The organism is Rhodoferax sp. GW822-FHT02A01, from assembly GCF_038784515.1.
In the GTDB taxonomy this organism is placed as follows: Bacteria; Pseudomonadota; Gammaproteobacteria; order Burkholderiales; family Burkholderiaceae_C; genus Allorhodoferax.
Genome location: NZ_CP152376.1, coordinates 2,999,764 through 3,019,665, shown reverse-complemented (window position 1 = coordinate 3,019,665; position 19,902 = coordinate 2,999,764). Strand labels below are relative to the sequence as shown.

Sequence of the window (19,902 nt, the reverse complement as noted above, 5' to 3'; positions counted from 1 at the left end):
TCATGCGGACCGGTTGCCCGCTTCGTTCTGCAGCAGCCAGTGCAATGCCTCTTGCGCCGTGGGTGCGGACTGCGGCGGTGGTTGCGTAGCCAGTGCGTCGGCGGTGCGGCGAAAACGCTGCTCCACGCCGGGCAGTACCAGCGAGGGCAAACCCGCCTGCTGCAGCGACAGCGCCACGGCATGCACCTCCTCGGCGCGGCGCCGGGCGTGCAGCACATGGGTGCTGACCAGCATGTCCACAAAGGTCTGCAAGGGCGTGTGGTCCACGTCCTGCAATTGCTCGAACAGCGCCTCGCGCAGGCCCTGCTGCTCGGCTGCCATGCACACCTCCACACTCAGTGCTTCCAGCCCTTTGGTGAACTGGCTGCGCAACAGCTTGAGTGCGATGGTGTCCCCAGCCGCAGCGCCCGCCATGACGGTCACACGACTGCCGACACCCTGCAGTGCATCGGCCAACGCCTGTGCGCCCTCACCGGCGGTCAGCAACGGGGTCTTCTCCCGCCCCAGCGCGATGGCGCCCATGATGGCTACGTCCACATAGCGCATGCCGCTGGCTGCGCACAGGGCCGCGGCCTGTCTTTTGGTATCCATCGAAGCGGTGGTGAAGTCGCATACGGTGCTGCCAGTCGCCGCATGGCGCACGATGTTCTGCACCACAGGCAGCGCCTGCGCGCCGGTCACGCAGGAAAATATCCAGTCCGAACCGCTCAGCGCATCGGCCAGATTAGCGGAAATGGAAAGGCCCATCCCCGCGGCAATTTGCGTGGCTGCAGACGACGGGCGGGGTGCAGCGAGTTGCAGGCTATGGCCTGCCTGATGCAAGGCCTGCGCGTAGCACTGGCCTACCTCGCCCAGCCCGATGATGGCAATGTTCATGCCCCATTGTGTACGACAGATTGGGCAGCGATCAGATCCAGTGCGGCAAAGCCCACCGACTTGAACACCGTGATGGACTCGGCACTGCTGCGCCAGGCACGCTCGGGGTTGGCTGCCAGCTCGGCAATCTCACCCTGGATGTCGCTGTGCGCCATCAGGCCTTGCTGAATCGCCTGCAGCACTTCGCCGCCCTTTTGCAATATGGCCTCGCGGCTGTCGGCAAACACCTGGCTGCGCGCCATCAGTGCGGGTTCAGCCTCGGCCATGGCCGGGGTGAAGGCGCCCACCAGCCCCACGTGGGTACCGGGCTGCACCCATTCGCTACGGATGAAGGGATCCACCGCCGCGCTGCAGGCACACAGCACATCGGCCTGCGACACCACCTGCTGCAAGTCGGCATTGGCGTGGGCCACCACACCTTGGCGGGCCAGAATGTCCACCACGGCGCGGGCCTTGTCGGGGTTGCGGCCCCAGACTTCAATGCGTTCGAAGTCCATCACACTGCGGTGCGCCAGCACCATGGGCACGCTGAGCGAGCCGGTGCCCAATACCGCCAGGGTCTTGCTGTCCTTGCGCGCCAGAATGCGCGCGCCCAGGGCGGCCACGGCCGCTGTGCGGCGCTGGGTGAGCTCTGTACCGTCCAGCACCGCCAGCGGGCTGCCGTCCACGCACGACATCAGCACATACACCGCAGCAATGGTGGACTTGCCCCGGCTGCCGTTGTCCGGCCAGAACGACACCAGCTTGACGCCCATGACCTCGTGGGATTTCCAGGCCGGCATGATCAGCACCGTGCTGTCGTCATGGTTGGGCTCGAAGTGGCTGCGCAGCGGCGATTCGATCGGTGTCTGCAGCCCCTGCGCCAGCGCATCTATCAATGCGGGATAGGGCAAGGCCCTGGCAACGGCGGACTGGTCAAAAAACTGCATGCGGGGCCTTCACGGTAACAATGGATTCAGATGGATGGAATATTGGGCGTGGTACGCGGGTTGGTGGTGCTGACCCACAGCACCACCGCGTTTTCGGGACTGACGCTGATGACGCGGTGGCCCATGCGGCTGTCCAGATAGGCACAGTCCCCGGTGCGCAGGCGCTCGGGCTCATAGAACTCGGTGAACATCTCGACCTCGCCCTGCAGGATGTAGACCAGTTCTTCGCCCTCATGGCGGCTCCAGTCATCGAAGTCGTCGAAGCTGCGTGCGGTGACCACACTGCGAAACGGCGTCATGACCTTGTGGGACAGGTCGTTGCACAACAGCATGTGCTGGTAATACGCGTTGTTGAGCGGTTGCCCCTGACCGGCGCGGGTGATGCTGCGCCGCCCGCTGCCATGGTCGGGCTCGTGCGACTCGAACAGATCGCTGATATCGATGGCAAAGCCGTGGGCCAGTTTGATCAACGCATCGTAGGTCGGTGACATCTGGCCGTTTTCGATCTTGGAGATGGTGGAGCGCGCCAATCCGGTTGCCTTGGCAGCCGAGTCCAGCGTCCAGCCCAACTGGCTGCGCAAGCCGCGTATGCGCTGGCCAAGAAGTACTTCGCTGCTCGGTGCTGAGGGGGCATTCATGTGTCGGGTCTCGGTGGTGGAAGGATGGTACAAATCGGTGGCAGCACCGGCATGGCGCCGGGGTGGCGCGGACCGCATGCTGCCTTGATTGTAAAAAAAGCCCTGCGCAGGCTCAGTGCCCTCCCAAATAAACCTTTTTCACTTCCTCGTTGGCGAGTAATTCCGCGCCACTTCCCTCCATGCGCACCCGGCCATTGACCAGCACATAGCCACGGTGCGCCAGCGCCAGTGCCTGGTTGGCGTTCTGCTCGACTAGGAAGATGGTCTTGCCGGCCTTGGCAATCTGGCGCAGCGCGGCGAACACATTGGCAATCATCTTGGGTGCCAGGCCCAGCGAAGGCTCGTCCAGCAGGATCATCTTGGGGCGGCTCATCAGCGCACGGGCGATGGCTAGCATCTGCTGCTCGCCGCCGGACATGGTGCCGGCGCGCTGGTTGCGCCGCTCCTTCAGACGGGGAAACAGGCTGAACATGGCCTGGCGGTCTTCGTCGGCATGGGCCGGGCCTATGGCCACGGTGCCGATCAGCAGGTTCTCCTCCACTGTCATGGCAGGAAAGATGCGCCGCCCTTCGGGCACCTGCGCCAACCCGCGCTTGGCAATGGAATGCGGCGCCACATGGGTAATGTCTTCCCCATCAAAGCAGATGCGCCCGGCGCGCACGCCAGGGGTCCCATACAGGCTCATCAACAGGGTGGATTTGCCCGCACCGTTGGCCCCGATCAGGGTCACGATCTCACCGGCATGGACCTGCACCGACACATCGTGCAGCACCTGGATCGCGCCATACGACACGTCGATCCCGTCAATTTCCAGCAGTGCCTGGCTCATGCCGCCACCTCCGTGCTTTCGTCCTCGGCCACGCCCAGATAGGCCTGTATCACCGCCGGCGACTCGGCAATTACAGCCGGGGTGCCTGCGGCAATCACCCGACCGTAGTCCAGCACCACGATATGGTCGCTGATGCCCATGACCAGCCCCATGTCGTGCTCGATCAGGAACACGGTCACGGCATAGTCGTAGCGCAGGCGCTGAATGAGTGAGGCCAGTTCCTCGGTCTCGCGCGGGTTCAGTCCGGCGGCGGGCTCGTCCAGGCAGATCAGTTGCGGTTGCGTGCACATGGCGCGGGCAATTTCCACACGGCGCTGGTGCCCGTACGGCAGGGTGCCGGCCAGGCGGTTGGCACAGTCTCGCAAGTCCACCACGTCCAGCCACTCCAGCGCACGGTCCAGCGCCTGCTGCTGGGCCTGGCGGTAGCTGCGGGTATGAAAAAGCCCCGCCAGCATGTTGCGGTTCAGGCGCCGGTGCTGGGCCACCAGCAGGTTCTCGATCACCGTCATGTCCTTGAACAGGCGGATGTTCTGGAAGGTGCGGGCAATGCCGGCCTGCGCGATGTTGTGCGAGCCCCCATTCAGACGCGAAGCTGTCAGCTCGGCCAGATCCTGCGCGCGTCCCTCCCGCGTGATGCGGATGTGCCCGGAGCTGGGCCGGTAGAAACCGGTAACGCAGTTGAACACCGTAGTCTTGCCCGCCCCGTTGGGGCCGATCAGGGCGGTGATGGAGCCTGCCGCCACTTCAAAACTCACGTCCGCCAGCGCCTGGATGCCTCCGAAGCGCATGCCCAGCGACTCCACCTTTAGAAGGCTGTCGGGCGCGCTCATGTTTTGTCTCCCGTCACTGCGTAGCAGGGTCTGCGGGAGCGGATCAGCCCGCGCGGACGCCACACCATCATCAGCACCATCAACGTGCCGAAGGCCAGGATGCGGAAGTCGGCAAAGTCGCGCAGCAGCTCGGGCAGCAGCGTCAGGATGAAGGCTGCGGCGATCACGCCGACGATGGAGCCCAGACCGCCCAGCACCACAATGGCCAGGATCAGCGCCGACTCGAAGAAAGTGAATGAGGTCGGGTTCACAAAACCCTGGTAGCTGGCAAAGAAGACGCCGGCCATGCCGCCCGTCATGGCGCCCATCATGAAGGCCGAGAGCTTGACCGTGACCGGGTTGATGCCCAGCGAGCGGCAGGCAATCTCGTCTTCCCGCAAAGCCTCCCAGGCGCGACCCATGGGCATGCTGCGCAAGCGATAGACCCAGACAATCATCAAACCCACCACCAGCAGCAGCACCGTGTAGAGAAAGATGAACTTGGTGTTGGGGTTGTAGTCCCAGCCCATCACCGTATGGAAGGGCTGCCCGCCCTGCTTGGCAATGCGCGAGAACTCCATGCCAAACAGCGTGGGCGCCGGCACCGACAAACCATTGGGGCCGCCGGTGAAGTCCAGCCAGTTGGTCAGCACCAGGCGGATGATTTCACCAAAGCCCAGGGTCACGATGGCTAGGTAGTCGCCATGCGTGCGCAGCACCGGAAAACCCAGTAGGCCGCCTACCGCTGCGGCCAGAATTGGCGACAGCACCAGTGCGCTCCAGAAGCCCAGGCCCAGATGCAGCGAACCCAGCGCCAGAAAGTACGCACCCACCGCATAGAAGGCCACATAGCCCAGGTCCAGCAGTCCGGCTAGGCCCACCACGATGTTGAGCCCCAGCCCCAGCAAGACGTAGATGAGTGCCAGGATCAGCGACTTCATCACATAGCTGTTCTGCGCAAACACCACCGGCAAGGCAAAGGCCACCACCGCCGCCACCGCACTGATGAGCAACCAGCGCCGCACCGCGCTACCGCGCTCGACCGTGGTGGCGTGGCTGTTGGCAAAGGCAGCCTGGCGCAAACGCTCCTGGCCCCAGGCGGTCTGCAGCACCGCCAGGAACAGCACGCGCCCGAGCGTAACGATTCCTGCCAGCCACACTGGCCGCTGGGCATGGGCCACAAAATCGAAGCCGGGGCTGAGTTGCAGGCCGGTGATCGGGCCGAACACCACGCAGGCCAGCAGGAAGGTGCACAGTCCGTCAAGTGCCAGGGGCTGCCAACGGTTGCCCGATCCAGCCGGCGCCGAGCCCGTGCGAACAAGGGTGTTGCTCATACTTTTTCCACCGCAGGGCGTCCCAGCAATCCACTGGGCTTGAAGATCAGAACAATGATCAGCACCGAGAAGGCAAACACGTCCTTGTAGTCGGTGCTGACATAGCCGGAAAAGACCGACTCCAGCATGCCCAGCAATACGCCGCCCAGCAGCGCCCCGGGCAATGAACCAATGCCGCCCAGCACCGCTGCGGTGAAGGCTTTCACGCCCACCACAAAGCCCACATTGAAATCAAACGAGCCGTAGTTCAGCGTCACCAGCAGCCCGGCAATGCTGGCCGACACGGCGCCGATCACGAACACAATGGATATCACCCGGTTGGTGTCTATGCCCAGCAAAGTCGCCATGCGCGCATCCTGCTGCGTGGCGCGACAGGCGCGGCCCAGGCTGGTGTGGTTGATCAGGTAGGCCAGTGCCGCCATGCTCAGGATGGCCACCACGACGATCAGCATCTGCACATAGGTCACCTGGAAGAAATCCTGCTCTCCGGTACCCACTGCCACGCGAAAGGCGCCGCTCAGAAACGGGCGTATGCCCTGCGGATTGGGGCCTTGCGCGATCTGCACATAAGCCTGAAGAAACAGTGACACGCCAATGGCCGAGATCAGCGGAGCCAGTTTGGTCGAGTTGCGCAAGGGCCTATAGGCCGTGCGCTCCACCACCCAGCCGTACGCGCCCGTCACCGCCATCACCACCAACAGGGTGATGAGCAGCGTGGGCGCGATGGCATGGACATGGAAGAATGCCAGCACACTCATGGTGATGCCGGTGATGTAGGCCGACACCATATAGATGTCGCCATGGGCAAAGTTGACCATGCCGATGACGCCGTACACCATGGTGTAGCCCACGGCGATCAGGCCATAGATCATGCCCAGCACCAGTCCGTTGATGATTTGCTGAGCCAGTATGTGCAGATCCATGACCCGGTCCCCGCTGCTTACTTGGCTACCTTGGCGTACGTGCCGTCATCCTTGTACTGGTAGACCACGTAGTCGGCCACCGTCAGGTCGCCGTTGGCGTCCCAGGCCTTCTTGCCGAGCACGGTGTCTACCGGGTTGGCCTTGAGCCAGGCAGCCATGGCGGCGCCGGAGCTGGACTTGGCGCTCTTCAGGGCAGCAGCTACAGTCTGCACGCCGATGTAGGTGTACATGGTGTAGCCGGCTGGCTCAAAGCCGCTGGCACGGAACTTCTGCACCACGGCCTTGCCGATGGGGTTGTCGCGCGGATCGTCGCCAAAGGTGATCAGCACACCCTTGAGTGCCGCATTGCCGCCCGCCGCGGTGGCAAAGGATGCATCCACCGCGCCGTCGGCAGACATGAAGGTGGTGGTCAGACCCTGCTCGCGGATCTGGCGCAGCAAGGTACCGGCTTCGGCCGACAAGCCGCCAAAATAGATCAGGTCGGGGTTGGTGGATTTGATCTTGGTGACCAGGGCGTTGAAGTCCTTTTCGCCGCGGGTCAGGCCTTCGTACAGCACTTCCTTCACGCCGCGCTTGCCCAGCTGCGCCTTGGTGGCATCCACAATGCCCTGGCCGTAGGTGTCCTTGTCATGGACCATGGCAATGCGCTTGGCCTTGAGCTTGTCGACGATGTAGTTGGCAGCGATCACGCCTTGCTGGTCGTCACGTCCGCACACGCGCATGATTGATGGCAGCTTGCGGTCGGTGACCTTGGGGTTGGTGGAGGCAGGGGTGACCATCAGCATGTCGGCCTCGGCATACACCTCGGAAGCAGGCATGGTGCTGGAGGAGCAGAAGTGGCCCACCACGGCTGCAACCTTATCCTTCTCAATCAGGCGCGAGGCCACGGCCACCGCCTGCTTGGGTTCGCAGGCATCGTCACCAAACACCAGCTCGACCTTCTTGCCATTGATGCCGCCCGCCGCATTGATGTCGTCGGCTGCCATCTGGGCACCCTTCTTCATTTCCTCACCATAGGAGGCGGCGCCTCCGGTCATCGGGCCGGCCACTGCAATCTTGACGTTCTGCGCCCAGGCGCCGGACGTCATGGCAAACGCTGTGAGCAGCGCTGCACCCACCAGAGACTTCTGAATATGCAATTTCATCGTTGAGACCTCATGTTGTTGAATGCTCGTTGCCAGCGAGCGGTTAGGCAGGGGGGAAGCAAATGCGGCTGCTAGACGTCGAAGCGCACGCCCTGGGCCAGCGGCAACTGGTTGGAGTAGTTGATGGTGTTGGTGGCGCGGCGCATGTAGGCACGCCAGGCGTCCGAGCCCGACTCGCGACCGCCGCCGGTTTCCTTTTCACCACCAAAGGCGCCGCCGATCTCGGCGCCGGAGGTGCCGATGTTCACGTTGGCAATACCGCAGTCCGAACCACTGCTGGAAAGGAACTGCTCGGCCTCGCGCAGGTTCAAGGTGAAGATGGCCGAGGACAGGCCCTGGGGCACGGCGTTCTGCAGGGCGATGGCCTCGTCCAGCGTGGTGTAGGACAGCACATACAGGATGGGCGCAAAGGTTTCGTGGCAGACCACCGCAGTCTGTGCCGGCATTTCCACGATGGCGGGCGTCACGTAGTAGCCGCCAGCGAACTGCGGTTGCAACACGCGCTCGCCACCGGTGACCAGACCACCCTGCTCCGCTGCCTGAGCCAGGGTCGCCTGCATATTGTCGAAGCTGGCCTTGTCGATCAGCGGTCCCACCAGGGTTCCGGCCTCCAGTGGTGACCCGATGGGCAGCTTGGCATAGGCACTCTTGAGCTGGGCCACCAGCTGGGCGCGCACGCTTTCGTGCACGATCAGGCGGCGCGTGCTGGTGCAGCGCTGGCCAGCGGTACCCACGGCCGCAAACAGGATGCCGCGCACCGCCATGTCCAGATCCGCCGAAGGCGCCACGATGACGGCGTTGTTGCCGCCCAGCTCGAGCAGGCTGCGGCCAAAGCGTTGTGCCACGCGTGGCCCCACTTCGCGGCCCATGCGGGTGCTGCCGGTGGCGGAGATCAGCGCCACCTTGGGGCTGTCCACCAGCACCTGGCCCACGTCGCGCAAGCCGACCACCACCTGCAACAAGCCCGCCGGTGCCTTGCCGCCGTTGGCGCTGTAACGCTGCAGGGCCCGCCCGAACAAGGCCTGGCAGGCCAGAGCGGTCAGAGGCGTCTTCTCGGACGGCTTCCACACCACGGCGTTGCCACAGACGATGGCCAGGGCGGTGTTCCAGGACCACACCGCTACCGGGAAATTGAAGGCAGTGATGACCCCCACCACGCCCAAGGGGTGCCAAGTTTCCATCATGCGGTGGCCGGGACGCTCGGACGCGATGGTCAGTCCGTACAACTGGCGTGACAACCCCAGAGCAAAGTCGCAGATGTCGATCATCTCCTGCACTTCCCCCAGCCCTTCGGACAGGATCTTGCCGGCCTCCAGGGACACCAACCGCCCCAGTTCGGCCTTGGCGGCGCGCAGCTCGTCACCCAGCAGGCGGATCAGCTCACCGCGCGCCGGCGCCGGCACCTGGCGCCACTCCAGAAAGGCCGCCTGGGCTGCGTCTATGACGGCTCCGACCTGCGCGGGGGTATGCGGTGTGATCCCGCCCAGCAAGCTGCCGTCAATGGGCGAATGCACGGCCAGACTGCCACCGGCATACTGGTCGGCAGGCACTCCCAGGGACTGCATCAGGGGGGGTAACAGGGTATTGACTTCAGACATTCAGGGTTCTCCGTTCGTGTTGCACATTTCCATTATGCACAAATGTTTCCGATAGTGTATATTTTCCATGAATTTAAATTACTCTTCGAATTTATGCAAAAAGTTGATGTTTTGATCGTCGGCGGGGCTGCTGTGGGCAGTGCAGCAGCCTATTTCCTGGCCTCACAAAGTGACTTCAAGGGCTCGGTGATGGTGTTGGAGCAGGATTTTTCCTATGAGAAATGCGCCACTGCCCTGTCTGCCGCGTCCATACGCCATCAGTTCTCCACGCCGCAGAACATCCAGCTGTCGCAGTTCGGCAGCCAATTCCTGAAGCACATAGGCGACTACCTGGCGGTCGATGGCGACGTGCCAGATGTAGGGTTCCACGAAGACGGCTACCTGTTCCTGGCCACCGAAGCCGGGCGGGAAGTGCTGCAGTCCAACCACCGCATCCAGAAGGCGCAGAACGTGGACGTGGCGCTGCTCACGCCCGAGGAGCTGCGCACCCGCTACCCCTGGATGCAGGTGGACGATCTGGTGGCTGGCTCGCTCGGGCTTTCGGGCGAAGGCTGGATGGACGCCTATGGCCTGATGCGCGGACTGCGGCGCAAGGCGATGGCGCTGGGCGCGCAGTACAAGGAGGCCCGGGTCACCGCCCTACAGCGCGAAGGCCACCGCATCGTGGCGGCCACGCTGTCGGACGGCAGCTCGGTGGCCTGCGGCACCGTCATCAATACCGCCGGAACGGGCGCAGCAGCCCTGGCGCGCAGCGCAGGCATTGCGCTGCCGGTGGAGGCGCGCAAACGCAGCGTGTTTTACTTCACCACCAGCGCCCAGCTGGACAACTGCCCCATGGTGATAGACCCCAGCGGCGCCTACTTCCGCCCCGAGGGCAAAGGCTTCATCTGTGGCGTGGCGCCTGCGCCCGAAGACGACCCCGAGTGTTATGACTTTGACGTGCAGCACACGCTGTTTGACGAGGTGCTGTGGCCCACGTTGGCCGCGCGCGCGCCTGCCCTGGAGGCCCTGCGGGTGCAACGCAGCTGGGCCGGCCATTACGACATGAACACACTGGACCACAACGTGATCCTGGGCGCCCATCCGGAGGTGGACAATCTGCTGTTTGCCAACGGCTTCAGCGGGCACGGCATGCAGCAATCTCCCGCCGTGGGGCGGGCGCTGTCGGAACTGGTGACCTATGGCGGCTACCGCACGCTGGACCTGCAGGCCTTTGGCTGGGAGCGTGTGCTGAAGAACCAGCCTTTGTACGAAATCAACGTGGTCTGACGAGGAACGCATCCATGACAACAACCCTGAGCGGCGGCCAGCTGCTCGTGCAACAACTGCAAACCCATGGCGTGGCCCATGTCTTCTGCGTCCCCGGTGAAAGCTACCTGGCGGTGTTGGATGCGCTGCACGATGCAACATCCATCGCGGTGACCGTGTGCCGCCAGGAAGGTGGTGCGGCCATGATGGCCGAAGCCCACGGCAAGCTCACTGGACAGCCCGGCATCTGCATGGTGACCCGGGGACCGGGTGCCACCAATGCGTCGGCCGGCATCCACATCGCCATGCAGGACGCCACGCCCATGATTCTGTTCGTGGGCCAGATCGAGCGCGGCATGCGCGAACGCGAAGCCTTTCAGGAAGTGGACTACCGCGGCGTGTTCGGCAAGCTGGCCAAGTGGGTCACCGAGATCGACGACGTGGCCCGCATCCCCGAGCTGGTGTCGCGCGCCTTCCATATCGCCACTTCGGGCCGTCCCGGACCGGTAGTGATCGCCTTGCCGGAAGACATGCTGACCGAACTGGTGGAACAGCCGCAAGCAACGCGTGCACCGCGCGCATTTGCCACCATTGAAGCCAGCCCCAGCGCTGCGCAGCTGCAGCAGTTTGCCCAGCTGCTGGCGCAGGCCCAGAAACCCATGCTGGTGCTGGGCGGTAGCCGCTGGTCGGCAGAAGCGGCGCAGCGGGTGGCCGACTTCGCCGCAGCCTGGCAGCTGCCGGTGGGCTGCTCGTTTAGGCGCCAGATGCTGTTTGCGGGCGAACACGCCTGCTACGCCGGTGACATCGGTCTGGGCATCAATCCCAAACTGCTGGCGCGCCTGCAAGAGGCCGACCTGATCGTGTTGCTGGGCGGACGCATGTCGGAAGTCCCCTCGCAAAGCTACACACTGCTGGGCATCCCGGTGCCGCAGCAGACCCTGGTGCACGTGTACCCGGACCCGGACGAGCTCAACCATGTGTACCAGGCGGACCTGGCCATTACGGCGTCACCCCAGGGCTTTGTGCAGGAGCTGGCCCGCCTTTCGCCGCCGACTGCGCGTGTGTGGTCGGCATGGACAAAAGCCATACACGCCGACTACCTGGCCTGGAGCGATGTGAATGACCGCACGCACCCGGGCGCGCTACAGATGGGGCCGGTCATGGCGCACCTGCGGGAGGTGTTGCCGCAGGATGTGATCCTGTGCAACGGTGCGGGCAACTTTGCCATCTGGTTGCACCGCTTCTGGCGCTTTCGCCAGTACGGCACGCAGCTGGCGCCCACCAGCGGCAGCATGGGCTACGGTCTGCCCGCCGCAGTCGGTGCGCAGCGGCTCTACCCGGAACGCACCGTGGTCTGCTTTGCCGGCGACGGCGACTTCATGATGCACGGCCAGGAGCTGGCCACCGCGGTGCAGTACGGGTTGCCAATCATCATCATCCTGCTGGACAACGGCATGTACGGCACCATCCGCATGCACCAGGAGCGCAACTACCCAGCGCGCGTGTACGCCACCGAACTGCAGAACCCCGACTTTTGCGCACTGGCGTTTGCCTATGGCGCCCATGGTGAGCGGGTGGAGCGCACCGAGCAGTTTGCCCCGGCGCTGGAGCGTGCCCGCCAGAGTGGCAAACCTGCGCTGCTGCATTGCCTGATAGACCCGCAGGCCATCACCCCCAGCGCCACGCTCGACAGCCTGCGCGCCCAGGGTCTGGCGCAGCAGGCAGCACGATGACGGCCGAAGCCCCCCTGCACTGCGACTACCTGGTCATAGGCGGCGGCATTGCGGGCGCATCGGTTGCCTATTGGCTGGCACCCCACGGCCAGGTGGTGGTACTGGAGCGCGAGTCGCAGCCCGGCTACCACTCCACCGGCCGCTCGGCCGCGTTGTTTGAGGAAGCCTACGGCACCCCGCAGGTGAACCGGCTGGCCCACGCCAGCCTGGCCTTTCTGCAGGCCCCGCCCAGCGGATTTTGCGAGGTGCCTCTGCTGGCGCCACGCGGCGCGCTGACGATTGCCGAACACGATCAGCAAGCCGAGTTGCAGCAGTGCTGGGACCGCCTGCGCAGCATTACGCCGCGCGCCGAGCTGCTGAGCGCAGAGCAAGCCTGCGCCCTGGTGCCGGTGCTGCGCCCCGAAAAAATCCTGGGAGCGGTATTGGACCCCGACGCCCAAGACATGGATGTGGATGCGCTACATCAGGGCTATCTGCGCGGCCTGACGCGTGCCGGCGGCAAGCTGGTCTGCAACGCAGAAGTGACTGTGCTGCAGCAGCGAAACGGGTTGTGGCTGGTTCAGGCCGGTGGCAGGCATTACCAGGCCGCAGTGGTGATCAACGCCGCTGGCGCCTGGGCCGACCAGATCGCGCAGTTGGCCCAGGTGCCGCCCATAGGCTTGCAGCCCTGCCGCCGTTCGGCCCTGCTGTTTGCACCGCCCGAAGGCGTGCCCACGCGGCACTGGCCCATGGTCTTTGGCATCCGCGAAGACTGGTACTTCAAGCCCGACGCCGGGCTGCTGCTGGGCTCCCCTGCCAACGTCGATCCGGTGGAGCCTCAGGACGTGCAACCTGAAGAACTGGACATTGCCATGGCGATGTATGCCATCGAGGCCATCACCACCATGCAAATCCGCCGCCCCAGCCGCACCTGGGCCGGCCTGCGGTCGTTTGTGGCCGATGGCGATCTGGTGGGCGGGTTTGATCCCCAGGCACCGGGCTTCTTCTGGGTCGCTGCCCAGGGCGGCTATGGCGTCATGACCTCACCCGCCATGGGCGAGGCCTGCGCTGCACTGGCGCGCGGGCTGGATCTGCCTGCGCATCTGAAAGCCTGCGGGCTGGACGCTGCCATGCTGTCGCCCGCGCGCTTGCCACATCGGCGATGATCCGGGCTTTGCGCATTGCGCAGGCTCTGCTCCATCATTCATGACTTTTCGCCGCTTTGGAAACCTGGTGCCGCTGTTGGCCGTGCTGGGTTCCGTCACTGCTCTGGGTATTGGCACTTCGTTTGCCAAACAGCTTTTCCCCCTCGTGGGTTCCTTGGGTACCACCGCGCTGCGCGTGGGCTTCTCCGCGTTGTTGCTGCTGATGCTCTGGCGCCCCTGGCGCTGGAAACTCGCACGCGCCGATGCCAAGGCCGTGCTGCGCTACGGCGTGGCGCTGGGGCTGATGAACCTGATGTTCTACATGTCGCTGCGGACCATTCCCTTCGGGCTGGCCGTGGCGATCGAGTTCAGCGGCCCCTTGTGCGTGGCCATGTACGCGTCGCGCAGGCCGGTGGATTTCCTGTGGCTGCTGCTGGCGGTTTGCGGTCTGGCGCTGCTGCTGCCGTGGAACCCGGGTACCGCGCCGCTGGACCCGGTGGGCGTGCTGTTTGCACTAGGTGCGGCAGTGCTGTGGGGCGCCTACATCGTGTTTGGCAAGCGCCTGGGGCATTTGCATGCGGGGCAGTCGGTGGCTTTGGGTCTGAGCGTCGCGGCGCTGGTGGTGGTGCCCATTGGGGTGTGGAACGCAGGCGCCGCGCTGCTGCAGCCGCAACTGCTGCTCTACGGCGTGGGCGTGGCTGCCGTGTCCAGCGCCATTCCCATTTCACTGGAGATGGTTGCCCTTAAACGCCTGCCCAAGAGCGCCTTTGGCATCATGACCAGCATGGAGCCGGCCGTGGCGGCGCTGCTGGGCCTGCTGGTGCTGGGAGAACATTTGAGCGCACTGCAATGGCTGGCGATCGTTCTGACCATGCTGGCGGCTGCGGGCAGCGCATTTACTGCGCCAAAGCAAGTTCCTGCGATTTCAGCGGCCCAGGCGGTGGTCCAGTGATTAAACTTTGGTCAGACTTTTCCCACTTTTACCTGGAGTTTTGAACATGAGCATTAACACGGTTGGCATCATCGGTGCGGGCACCATGGGCAACGGCATTGCGCAGGCCTGCGCCGTGTCGGGCATCAACGTCGTGATGGTGGATATTTCGGATGCGGCGGTCAGCAAAGGCCTGGCCACCATCAGCTCCAGCCTGGAGCGCCTGATCAAGAAGGAAAAACTCACCCCCGAGCAGCGCGATGCCGCCTTGAGCCGCATCAAGATCAGCACCCAGTACGACGACCTCAAGAGTGCCCAGTTGGTGATCGAGGCTGCCACTGAGAACTACGACCTCAAGGTCAAGATCCTCAAGCAGATTGACGCGCTGGTCGGCGCCGAGGTGATCATCGCCTCCAACACCTCGTCCATATCCATCACCAAGCTTGCCGCCGTCACTGGCCGGCCAGACCGATTCATCGGCATGCACTTCTTCAACCCGGTGCCGCTCATGGCCCTGGTGGAGATCATCCGCGGCCTGCAGACCAGCGATGCCACCCACGCAGCCGTGCAGGCTCTGGCGCAGGCATTGGGCAAGTCGCCCATCACGGTGAAGAATGCGCCGGGCTTTGTGGTCAACCGCATCCTGGTGCCCATGATCAACGAGGCCTTCTTTGTGCTGTCTGAAGGACTGGCCACTGCCGAAGACATTGACGCCGGCATGAAGCTGGGCTGCAACCAGCCCATAGGCCCGCTGGCGCTGGCCGACATGATTGGTCTGGACGTGTGCCTGGCGGTGATGGAGGTCTACCTCAATGAATTCGGCGACAGCAAGTACCGCCCTTGCCCTTTGCTGAAGGAAATGGTGGCTGCCGGCCACCTGGGCCGCAAGACCGGACGGGGCGTCTACACCTACTGATCCGATGTCCCCGGCGCGCCGCGCGGCGCCAATGGCGTTATGCTGCGCGCCTATGAAAACCGAAATCATCCCGTTGGACACCAGGCAAGTCGCAGAACTTGCCCGGCATGACGTCGAAATGGCCCTCGCGGAAGACGTGGGCCATGGCGACCTGACTGCCAATCTGATAGACCGCGCCAAAACCGCCCGCGCCCGCATCATCGCCCGCGAAGATGCCGTAGTGTGCGGATTGCCCTGGGTCAAGGCTGCCCTGACCGCTCTGGACCCCAAGGTGCACCTGACCATGCATCTGGAAGAAGGCCAGCGCTGCAGCGCCAACCAGACCGTGCTCGAAATGGAGGGCTCGGCCCGCGCCTTGCTCACGGCAGAGCGCACGGCCCTCAACTTCCTGCAGATGCTCAGCGCCGTGGCCACCAAAACAGCACAGTACGTGGCCGCCGTGCAAGGCACCGGTACGCAGATCGTGGACACCCGCAAGACCCTGCCGGGCCTGCGGCTGGCACAGAAGTACGCGGTGCGCATAGGCGGAGGTGCCAACCACCGCATCGGCCTGTTCGACGCCATCCTGATCAAGGAAAACCACATCGCCGCAGCCGGCGGTGTAGCCCAGGTGCTGGCCAAGGCCAAGGGGCATTCGGCAGGCGCCGCCTTCATCCAGATCGAAGTAGAAACCCTGGACCAATTGCGTGAAGCGCTGGAGCACGACGCCACCATGGTGTTGCTCGACAACATGAACCTGCCCACCCTGCGTGCGGCGGTGGAGCTAAACCGCACCGTGGGCACACCACGCAAGATCGGTCCTGCCATTCTGGAGATATCCGGGGGTGTCACGCTGGAGGGCCTGCGCGAACTGGCAGAGACCGGGGTGGACCGCATCTCGATCGGCACGCTGACCAAGGACGTTCGGGCTACCGACTATTCCATGCGCTTTGACGCACTCTGAGGCGCACCATGAGCACCACAACAATCGGCCAGCCGCTAAGCGTGGCCTATGAAATCCCCGACTTCTCAGTAGCCGCCGTTTCGGGCACTACCAAGATTCAGCACGCCTGGGCCCGCGTTCCCGTGGAGCCCAGTGCCGCCGAGCGCAAGGCGCTGATGGCCCACATCGCCGAGTTGCTGCGCGCGCGCGACGCAGTACTGGTGTCGCACTACTACGTACATCCGGACCTGCAGGACCTGGCCGAACAGACCGGCGGCATCGTGAGCGACTCGCTGGAGATGGCCCGCTTCGGGCGCGACCACAAAGCCCGCACGCTGGTGGTGGCCGGCGTGCGCTTCATGGGTGAGACTGCCAAGATCCTCTCGCCCGAGAAGACCATCATCGTCCCCGAGATGGAGGCCACCTGTTCGCTGGATCTGGGCTGCCCAGTGGAGCAGTTCAGCGCATTTTGCGACCAGCACCCGGACCGCACCGTGGTGGTGTATGCCAACACCAGTGCCGCTGTAAAGGCACGCGCCGACTGGATGGTGACCTCCGGTTGCGCACTGGATGTGGTCAACCACCTCACCGCGCAGGGCAAGAAGATTCTGTGGGCGCCGGACCGGCATCTGGGCGCCTACATTCAGCGCGAGACCGGCGCCGACATGGTGATGTGGAATGGCTCATGCATCGTGCATGACGAGTTCAAGGCCTTCGAGCTCGAAGGCCTCAAGGCGGCGCATCCGCAGGCAAAAATACTGGCCCATCCGGAGAGCCCCTCCTCGGTGCTGGCGCTGGCGGATGCCATCGGCTCCACCTCCGGCATTCTCAAGGCAGCACGCGAGATGGATGCCCGTGAATTCATCGTGGCCACCGACAACGGCCTGATGCACAAACTGCGCACGCTCAACCCGGACAAGGTGTTCATCGAAGCGCCTACCGCTGGCAACAGTGCCACTTGCAAGAGCTGCGCACATTGCCCCTGGATGGCCATGAACAGCCTGCAAGGGCTGGCCCAGGTACTGGAGAGCAACAGCAACCACATCGCAGTCGATCCAGCCTTGGGGCTGCAGGCACGCAAGTGCATTGACCGCATGCTGGACTTCACCGCAAACAAGGCGAACCCACAAGCCGCAGCAGGCTTGGTCCCCAACATCGGCGCTGCCTGAAGCGCAAGGCATTTCATGAAACACCATTCCTTTGACGTGCTGATCGTCGGCAGCGGTCTGGCCGGCCTGAGCGCCGCACTGCAGTTGCCCAGTCACCTGCGCGTGGCCCTGATCACCAAGGGCGAACTCAACGAGGGCGCCAGTGCCTGGGCCCAGGGCGGCATCGCCGCCGTCATGGCGGACACCGACAGCTTTGACGCACATGTGAGCGATACGCTCACCGCAGGTGCGGGGTTGTGTGACGTGGAGGCGACCCAGTTCGTGGTGGAGAACGCACCGCAATCCATCCGCTGGTTGATGGAGCTGGGCGTGCCGTTTACCGAAGAAGACGGCGCCCTGCACCTGACCCGTGAAGGCGGGCACAGCGAAAGACGCATCGTGCATGTGACCGATGCCACCGGCGCTGCCGTGCAGAAGACGCTGATTCAAAAGGTACTGCAAGCCGACAACATCACCGTGTTCAACCACCACATGCTGGTGGACCTGATCACCCATCAGAAGATGGGCAAAACCGGCCAGCAGTGTGTGGGGCTGTATGCGCTGGACGGTGTGCGGGACATGGTAGACACCTTCAGCGCACCGCACACCATTCTGGCCACGGGCGGCGCGGGCAAGGTCTATCTCTACACGACCAACCCCGACACCGCCACTGGCGACGGCATTGCATCCGCCTGGCGCGCGGGTTGCCGCGTGCAGAACATGGAGTTCATCCAGTTCCACCCCACCTGCCTGTACCACCCCGAGGCCAAGTCCTTCTTGATCAGCGAGGCGGTGCGGGGCGAAGGCGGACTGCTGCGCCTGCCCAATGGTGAGCGATTCATGCCCGCACACGACCCGCGCGCAGAACTCGCGCCACGCGATGTGGTGGCACGTGCCATCGACTACGAGATGAAGAAACACGGGCTGGACTGCGTCTACCTGGACATCACCCACAAGGGCCGCGCATTCCTGCAGGAGCACTTCCCCAACATCCTGGAGCGCTGCGCCCAATTGGGCATTGACATTAGCAACCAGCCGATCCCGGTGGTGCCTGCAGCCCATTACACCTGCGGCGGCGTGATCACCGACCTGTCGGGCCGCACCGACCTCCAGGGCCTGTACGCCATTGGCGAGACGGCCTGCACTGGCCTGCACGGCGCCAACCGGCTGGCCAGCAACTCCCTGGTGGAATGCATGGTGTTTGCGCGCTCGGCCACCCAAGCCATAACCCAGTCTGCACTGCCCCAGCCCGGCGCCCTGCCCGCCTGGGATGACAGCCAGGTAACCGACGCCAACGAGGCGGTGGTGATCTCGCACAACTGGGACGAGTTGCGCCGCTTCATGTGGGACTACGTGGGCATTGTGCGCACCAATAAACGGCTGGAACGCGCTGCCCACCGCATTGCGCTGCTGCACTCCGAGATCCAGGAGTACTACGCCAACTTCCATGTGAGCCGCGATTTGCTGGAGTTGCGCAACTTGCTGCAGGTGGCTGACCTGATCGTGCAATCCGCACGGCTGCGGCATGAAAGCCGCGGCTTGCATTTCAGTCTGGACTATCCCGACAAGCTGGAGCAGGCGCTACCCACCATCCTGTCGCCGATGTTTGGCAAGTCTTAAGACTCTCCGTCCGCTCCAGTACGACCAACCGCCTCACCGCTACTGCGCATATTTGGCGGGATCAGTCGGCTTGGTGCGCTGACGAAAGAAAGCATCTTGCGACGCCTTGTAATGCTTGACAGTCTCGCGTGTGAGCCATCTGTTTTGCGAATTGAGATATTCCGGTCGCCTGGAATTCCTGACCATCAACGCATCAATCTTCTTGATGACCCGTCGCCCCCAATCGGTACGCGGACAAGCAAAACCAACCAGCGGTCCGGTGGAGCCGGCGATGGGCAGCGCCCGTAGACCTGAGGCTTTCAACTCGGGGCTGCGGGCCTGCTGGTACGCCAGGATGAAGTCGTATTCCAAGGTGTAATCCGCCCTGTTGAGCATCAGCATCTTGAGGGTGCTGGCTCCCGAGTCGGATCGAATCGCATTGCTGATGCCCAGCGTAGGACCACGCCGCCTCAAATAGGCGTCAGCGAGTGGTCCATAGCTTCTTTGTGGCTCGATGATTCCACGCACGTCGGCCCTGCCCAACAGAGACTCCAGCAATACCTCTCCAAGGGCGTTCATTGGGATCCTGGAGATGGCTTCGGGACGCACGATCAACTGAAGCGGCACAAGCTGATACATCAGCGAGTAATACGCAAATGTCTCACGCTCGGGGGTCATGAGCACTCCGGCGAAGCACGACTCCACACCACCCGACAAATTGGCCAGACCGCGCGGGATGGTCACCTCAACAAAGTCGTGCTCCACTTCAGGCCAATCATCTGTCACCAGTTGGATGACCTTGTCAAAAATGCCTTCGGTGGGTTTGCCATTGACCAATATGAATCCGGGCGGAACGTCCTGCACCATCCACAGCATGCGGGGCTTCTCTGCCGCACCAGACTTCAGAGGAATCTGCAAACAAATAAACAGGCACAGACCAATCAACAACCGCCACGAATTCGGAGTAGGTCTCGACAAACGAATGGATATCAAACTGTGCATGGAGTGCTTCCCTGAAAACGCAATGACTGCATTAGAGGCCTTGGCACGTTGGACCAATGTAAAACCAGCTTAATGGATATTCATGCGCCCTGACCGACTTCTGCGTCTGCAGGGCCGGACTTTCATCGCCAGTTCCGACTCAACTGCTAAGCGCTTTTTACAGTAGCGCGAGCGGCAATCTCCTTTAATTCGTCGGTC

General features: G+C 63.5%; 18 protein-coding genes. 8 read left to right on the top strand and 10 right to left on the bottom strand.

The window, feature by feature from the left end:
* From AAGF34_RS14165 to AAGF34_RS14125, 9 genes are all read right to left on the bottom strand, one after another.
* The gene (locus tag AAGF34_RS14165) at positions 1–876 is read right to left on the bottom strand and encodes an NAD(P)-binding domain-containing protein (protein ID WP_342616371.1); all 876 of its coding nucleotides are present in this window, start codon (positions 874–876) and stop codon (positions 1–3) included.
* Positions 873–1,805 (bottom strand): ornithine cyclodeaminase family protein, encoded by a 933-nt coding sequence (locus AAGF34_RS14160; protein ID WP_342616370.1) that lies wholly within the window; start codon positions 1,803–1,805, stop codon positions 873–875. Before AAGF34_RS14160 ends, AAGF34_RS14165 begins: the two co-directional genes overlap by 4 nt.
* A gap of 26 nt (positions 1,806–1,831) precedes the next feature.
* Positions 1,832–2,443: an XRE family transcriptional regulator gene (locus tag AAGF34_RS14155; protein WP_342616369.1), complete on the bottom strand. Its 612-nt coding sequence runs from the start codon at positions 2,441–2,443 to the stop codon at positions 1,832–1,834.
* A 112-nt stretch (positions 2,444–2,555) separates the two neighbouring features.
* Positions 2,556–3,260, bottom strand: a complete 705-nt coding sequence (locus tag AAGF34_RS14150) for an ABC transporter ATP-binding protein (protein ID WP_342621097.1) — start codon at positions 3,258–3,260, stop codon at positions 2,556–2,558.
* A gap of 8 nt (positions 3,261–3,268) precedes the next feature.
* A complete protein-coding gene (gene livG / locus AAGF34_RS14145; RefSeq protein WP_342616368.1) occupies positions 3,269–4,102 on the bottom strand; it encodes a high-affinity branched-chain amino acid ABC transporter ATP-binding protein LivG in 834 nt (277 codons plus the stop codon).
* A complete protein-coding gene (livM, locus tag AAGF34_RS14140; protein ID WP_342616367.1) occupies positions 4,099–5,415 on the bottom strand; it encodes a high-affinity branched-chain amino acid ABC transporter permease LivM in 1,317 nt (438 codons plus the stop codon). The genes livG and livM overlap by 4 nt, the downstream gene beginning before the upstream one ends.
* On the bottom strand, positions 5,412–6,338 hold the full coding sequence (locus tag AAGF34_RS14135; protein WP_342616366.1) for a branched-chain amino acid ABC transporter permease LivH: 927 nt from the start codon (positions 6,336–6,338) through the stop codon (positions 5,412–5,414). The genes livM and AAGF34_RS14135 overlap by 4 nt, the downstream gene beginning before the upstream one ends.
* Positions 6,339–6,355: 17 nt before the next feature.
* Complete coding sequence (locus tag AAGF34_RS14130; protein ID WP_342621096.1) at positions 6,356–7,426, bottom strand: branched-chain amino acid ABC transporter substrate-binding protein; 1,071 nt, start codon at positions 7,424–7,426, stop codon at positions 6,356–6,358.
* A gap of 128 nt (positions 7,427–7,554) precedes the next feature.
* Positions 7,555–9,081 carry an aldehyde dehydrogenase family protein gene (locus AAGF34_RS14125; protein ID WP_342616365.1) on the bottom strand — a complete coding sequence of 509 codons (1,527 nt, stop codon included), beginning with the start codon at positions 9,079–9,081 and terminating at the stop codon, positions 7,555–7,557.
* Between the two features lie 93 nt (positions 9,082–9,174).
* Here AAGF34_RS14125 and AAGF34_RS14120 point away from each other — a divergent pair, with 93 nt between their 5' ends.
* The 8 genes from AAGF34_RS14120 to nadB are packed head-to-tail and all read left to right on the top strand — an operon-like array spanning position 9,175 to position 18,723.
* Entirely contained in the window at positions 9,175–10,350 is a 1,176-nt protein-coding gene (locus AAGF34_RS14120; protein ID WP_342616364.1) for an FAD-binding oxidoreductase, read from the top strand.
* A 14-nt stretch (positions 10,351–10,364) separates the two neighbouring features.
* Positions 10,365–12,062, top strand: coding sequence for a thiamine pyrophosphate-binding protein (locus AAGF34_RS14115; RefSeq protein WP_342616363.1), 1,698 nt, complete (start codon positions 10,365–10,367; stop codon positions 12,060–12,062).
* Positions 12,059–13,207, top strand: a complete 1,149-nt coding sequence (locus tag AAGF34_RS14110; protein WP_342616362.1) for an FAD-dependent oxidoreductase — start codon at positions 12,059–12,061, stop codon at positions 13,205–13,207. The genes AAGF34_RS14115 and AAGF34_RS14110 overlap by 4 nt, the downstream gene beginning before the upstream one ends.
* A gap of 40 nt (positions 13,208–13,247) precedes the next feature.
* Positions 13,248–14,138 carry a DMT family transporter gene (locus tag AAGF34_RS14105; RefSeq protein ID WP_342616361.1) on the top strand — a complete coding sequence of 297 codons (891 nt, stop codon included), beginning with the start codon at positions 13,248–13,250 and terminating at the stop codon, positions 14,136–14,138.
* Between the two features lie 46 nt (positions 14,139–14,184).
* Positions 14,185–15,033 carry a 3-hydroxybutyryl-CoA dehydrogenase gene (locus AAGF34_RS14100; RefSeq protein ID WP_342616360.1) on the top strand — a complete coding sequence of 283 codons (849 nt, stop codon included), beginning with the start codon at positions 14,185–14,187 and terminating at the stop codon, positions 15,031–15,033.
* 52 nt (positions 15,034–15,085) lie between these two features.
* On the top strand, positions 15,086–15,976 hold the full coding sequence (gene nadC / locus AAGF34_RS14095; RefSeq protein ID WP_342616359.1) for a carboxylating nicotinate-nucleotide diphosphorylase: 891 nt from the start codon (positions 15,086–15,088) through the stop codon (positions 15,974–15,976).
* An 8-nt stretch (positions 15,977–15,984) separates the two neighbouring features.
* On the top strand, positions 15,985–17,124 hold the full coding sequence (gene nadA / locus AAGF34_RS14090; RefSeq protein ID WP_342616358.1) for a quinolinate synthase NadA: 1,140 nt from the start codon (positions 15,985–15,987) through the stop codon (positions 17,122–17,124).
* A gap of 15 nt (positions 17,125–17,139) precedes the next feature.
* The gene (nadB, locus tag AAGF34_RS14085; protein WP_342616357.1) at positions 17,140–18,723 is read left to right on the top strand and encodes an L-aspartate oxidase; all 1,584 of its coding nucleotides are present in this window, start codon (positions 17,140–17,142) and stop codon (positions 18,721–18,723) included.
* 39 nt (positions 18,724–18,762) lie between these two features.
* Here the strand turns inward: nadB and AAGF34_RS14080 are convergent, their stop codons facing one another.
* Positions 18,763–19,704 carry a TIGR02285 family protein gene (locus AAGF34_RS14080; protein ID WP_342616356.1) on the bottom strand — a complete coding sequence of 314 codons (942 nt, stop codon included), beginning with the start codon at positions 19,702–19,704 and terminating at the stop codon, positions 18,763–18,765.
* Positions 19,705–19,902 lie beyond the last annotated feature (198 nt).

Bases quoted from the DNA above. Each gene is read 5' to 3' on its own strand.
- AAGF34_RS14165 (WP_342616371.1), bottom strand. From the start codon at position 876: ATGAACATTGCCATCATCGGGCTGGGCGAGGTAGGCCAGTGCTACGCG.
- AAGF34_RS14160 (WP_342616370.1), bottom strand. From the start codon at position 1,805: ATGCAGTTTTTTGACCAGTCCGCCGTTGCCAGGGCCTTGCCCTATCCC.
- AAGF34_RS14155 (WP_342616369.1), bottom strand. From the start codon at position 2,443: ATGAATGCCCCCTCAGCACCGAGCAGCGAAGTACTTCTTGGCCAGCGC.
- livG (WP_342616368.1), bottom strand. From the start codon at position 4,102: ATGAGCGCGCCCGACAGCCTTCTAAAGGTGGAGTCGCTGGGCATGCGC.
- livM (WP_342616367.1), bottom strand. From the start codon at position 5,415: ATGAGCAACACCCTTGTTCGCACGGGCTCGGCGCCGGCTGGATCGGGC.
- AAGF34_RS14135 (WP_342616366.1), bottom strand. From the start codon at position 6,338: ATGGATCTGCACATACTGGCTCAGCAAATCATCAACGGACTGGTGCTG.
- AAGF34_RS14130 (WP_342621096.1), bottom strand. From the start codon at position 7,426: ATGACGTCCGGCGCCTGGGCGCAGAACGTCAAGATTGCAGTGGCCGGC.
- AAGF34_RS14125 (WP_342616365.1), bottom strand. From the start codon at position 9,081: ATGTCTGAAGTCAATACCCTGTTACCCCCCCTGATGCAGTCCCTGGGA.
- AAGF34_RS14120 (WP_342616364.1), top strand. From the start codon at position 9,175: ATGCAAAAAGTTGATGTTTTGATCGTCGGCGGGGCTGCTGTGGGCAGT.
- AAGF34_RS14115 (WP_342616363.1), top strand. From the start codon at position 10,365: ATGACAACAACCCTGAGCGGCGGCCAGCTGCTCGTGCAACAACTGCAA.
- AAGF34_RS14110 (WP_342616362.1), top strand. From the start codon at position 12,059: ATGACGGCCGAAGCCCCCCTGCACTGCGACTACCTGGTCATAGGCGGC.
- AAGF34_RS14105 (WP_342616361.1), top strand. From the start codon at position 13,248: ATGACTTTTCGCCGCTTTGGAAACCTGGTGCCGCTGTTGGCCGTGCTG.
- AAGF34_RS14100 (WP_342616360.1), top strand. From the start codon at position 14,185: ATGAGCATTAACACGGTTGGCATCATCGGTGCGGGCACCATGGGCAAC.
- nadC (WP_342616359.1), top strand. From the start codon at position 15,086: ATGAAAACCGAAATCATCCCGTTGGACACCAGGCAAGTCGCAGAACTT.
- nadA (WP_342616358.1), top strand. From the start codon at position 15,985: ATGAGCACCACAACAATCGGCCAGCCGCTAAGCGTGGCCTATGAAATC.
- nadB (WP_342616357.1), top strand. From the start codon at position 17,140: ATGAAACACCATTCCTTTGACGTGCTGATCGTCGGCAGCGGTCTGGCC.
- AAGF34_RS14080 (WP_342616356.1), bottom strand. From the start codon at position 19,704: ATGCACAGTTTGATATCCATTCGTTTGTCGAGACCTACTCCGAATTCG.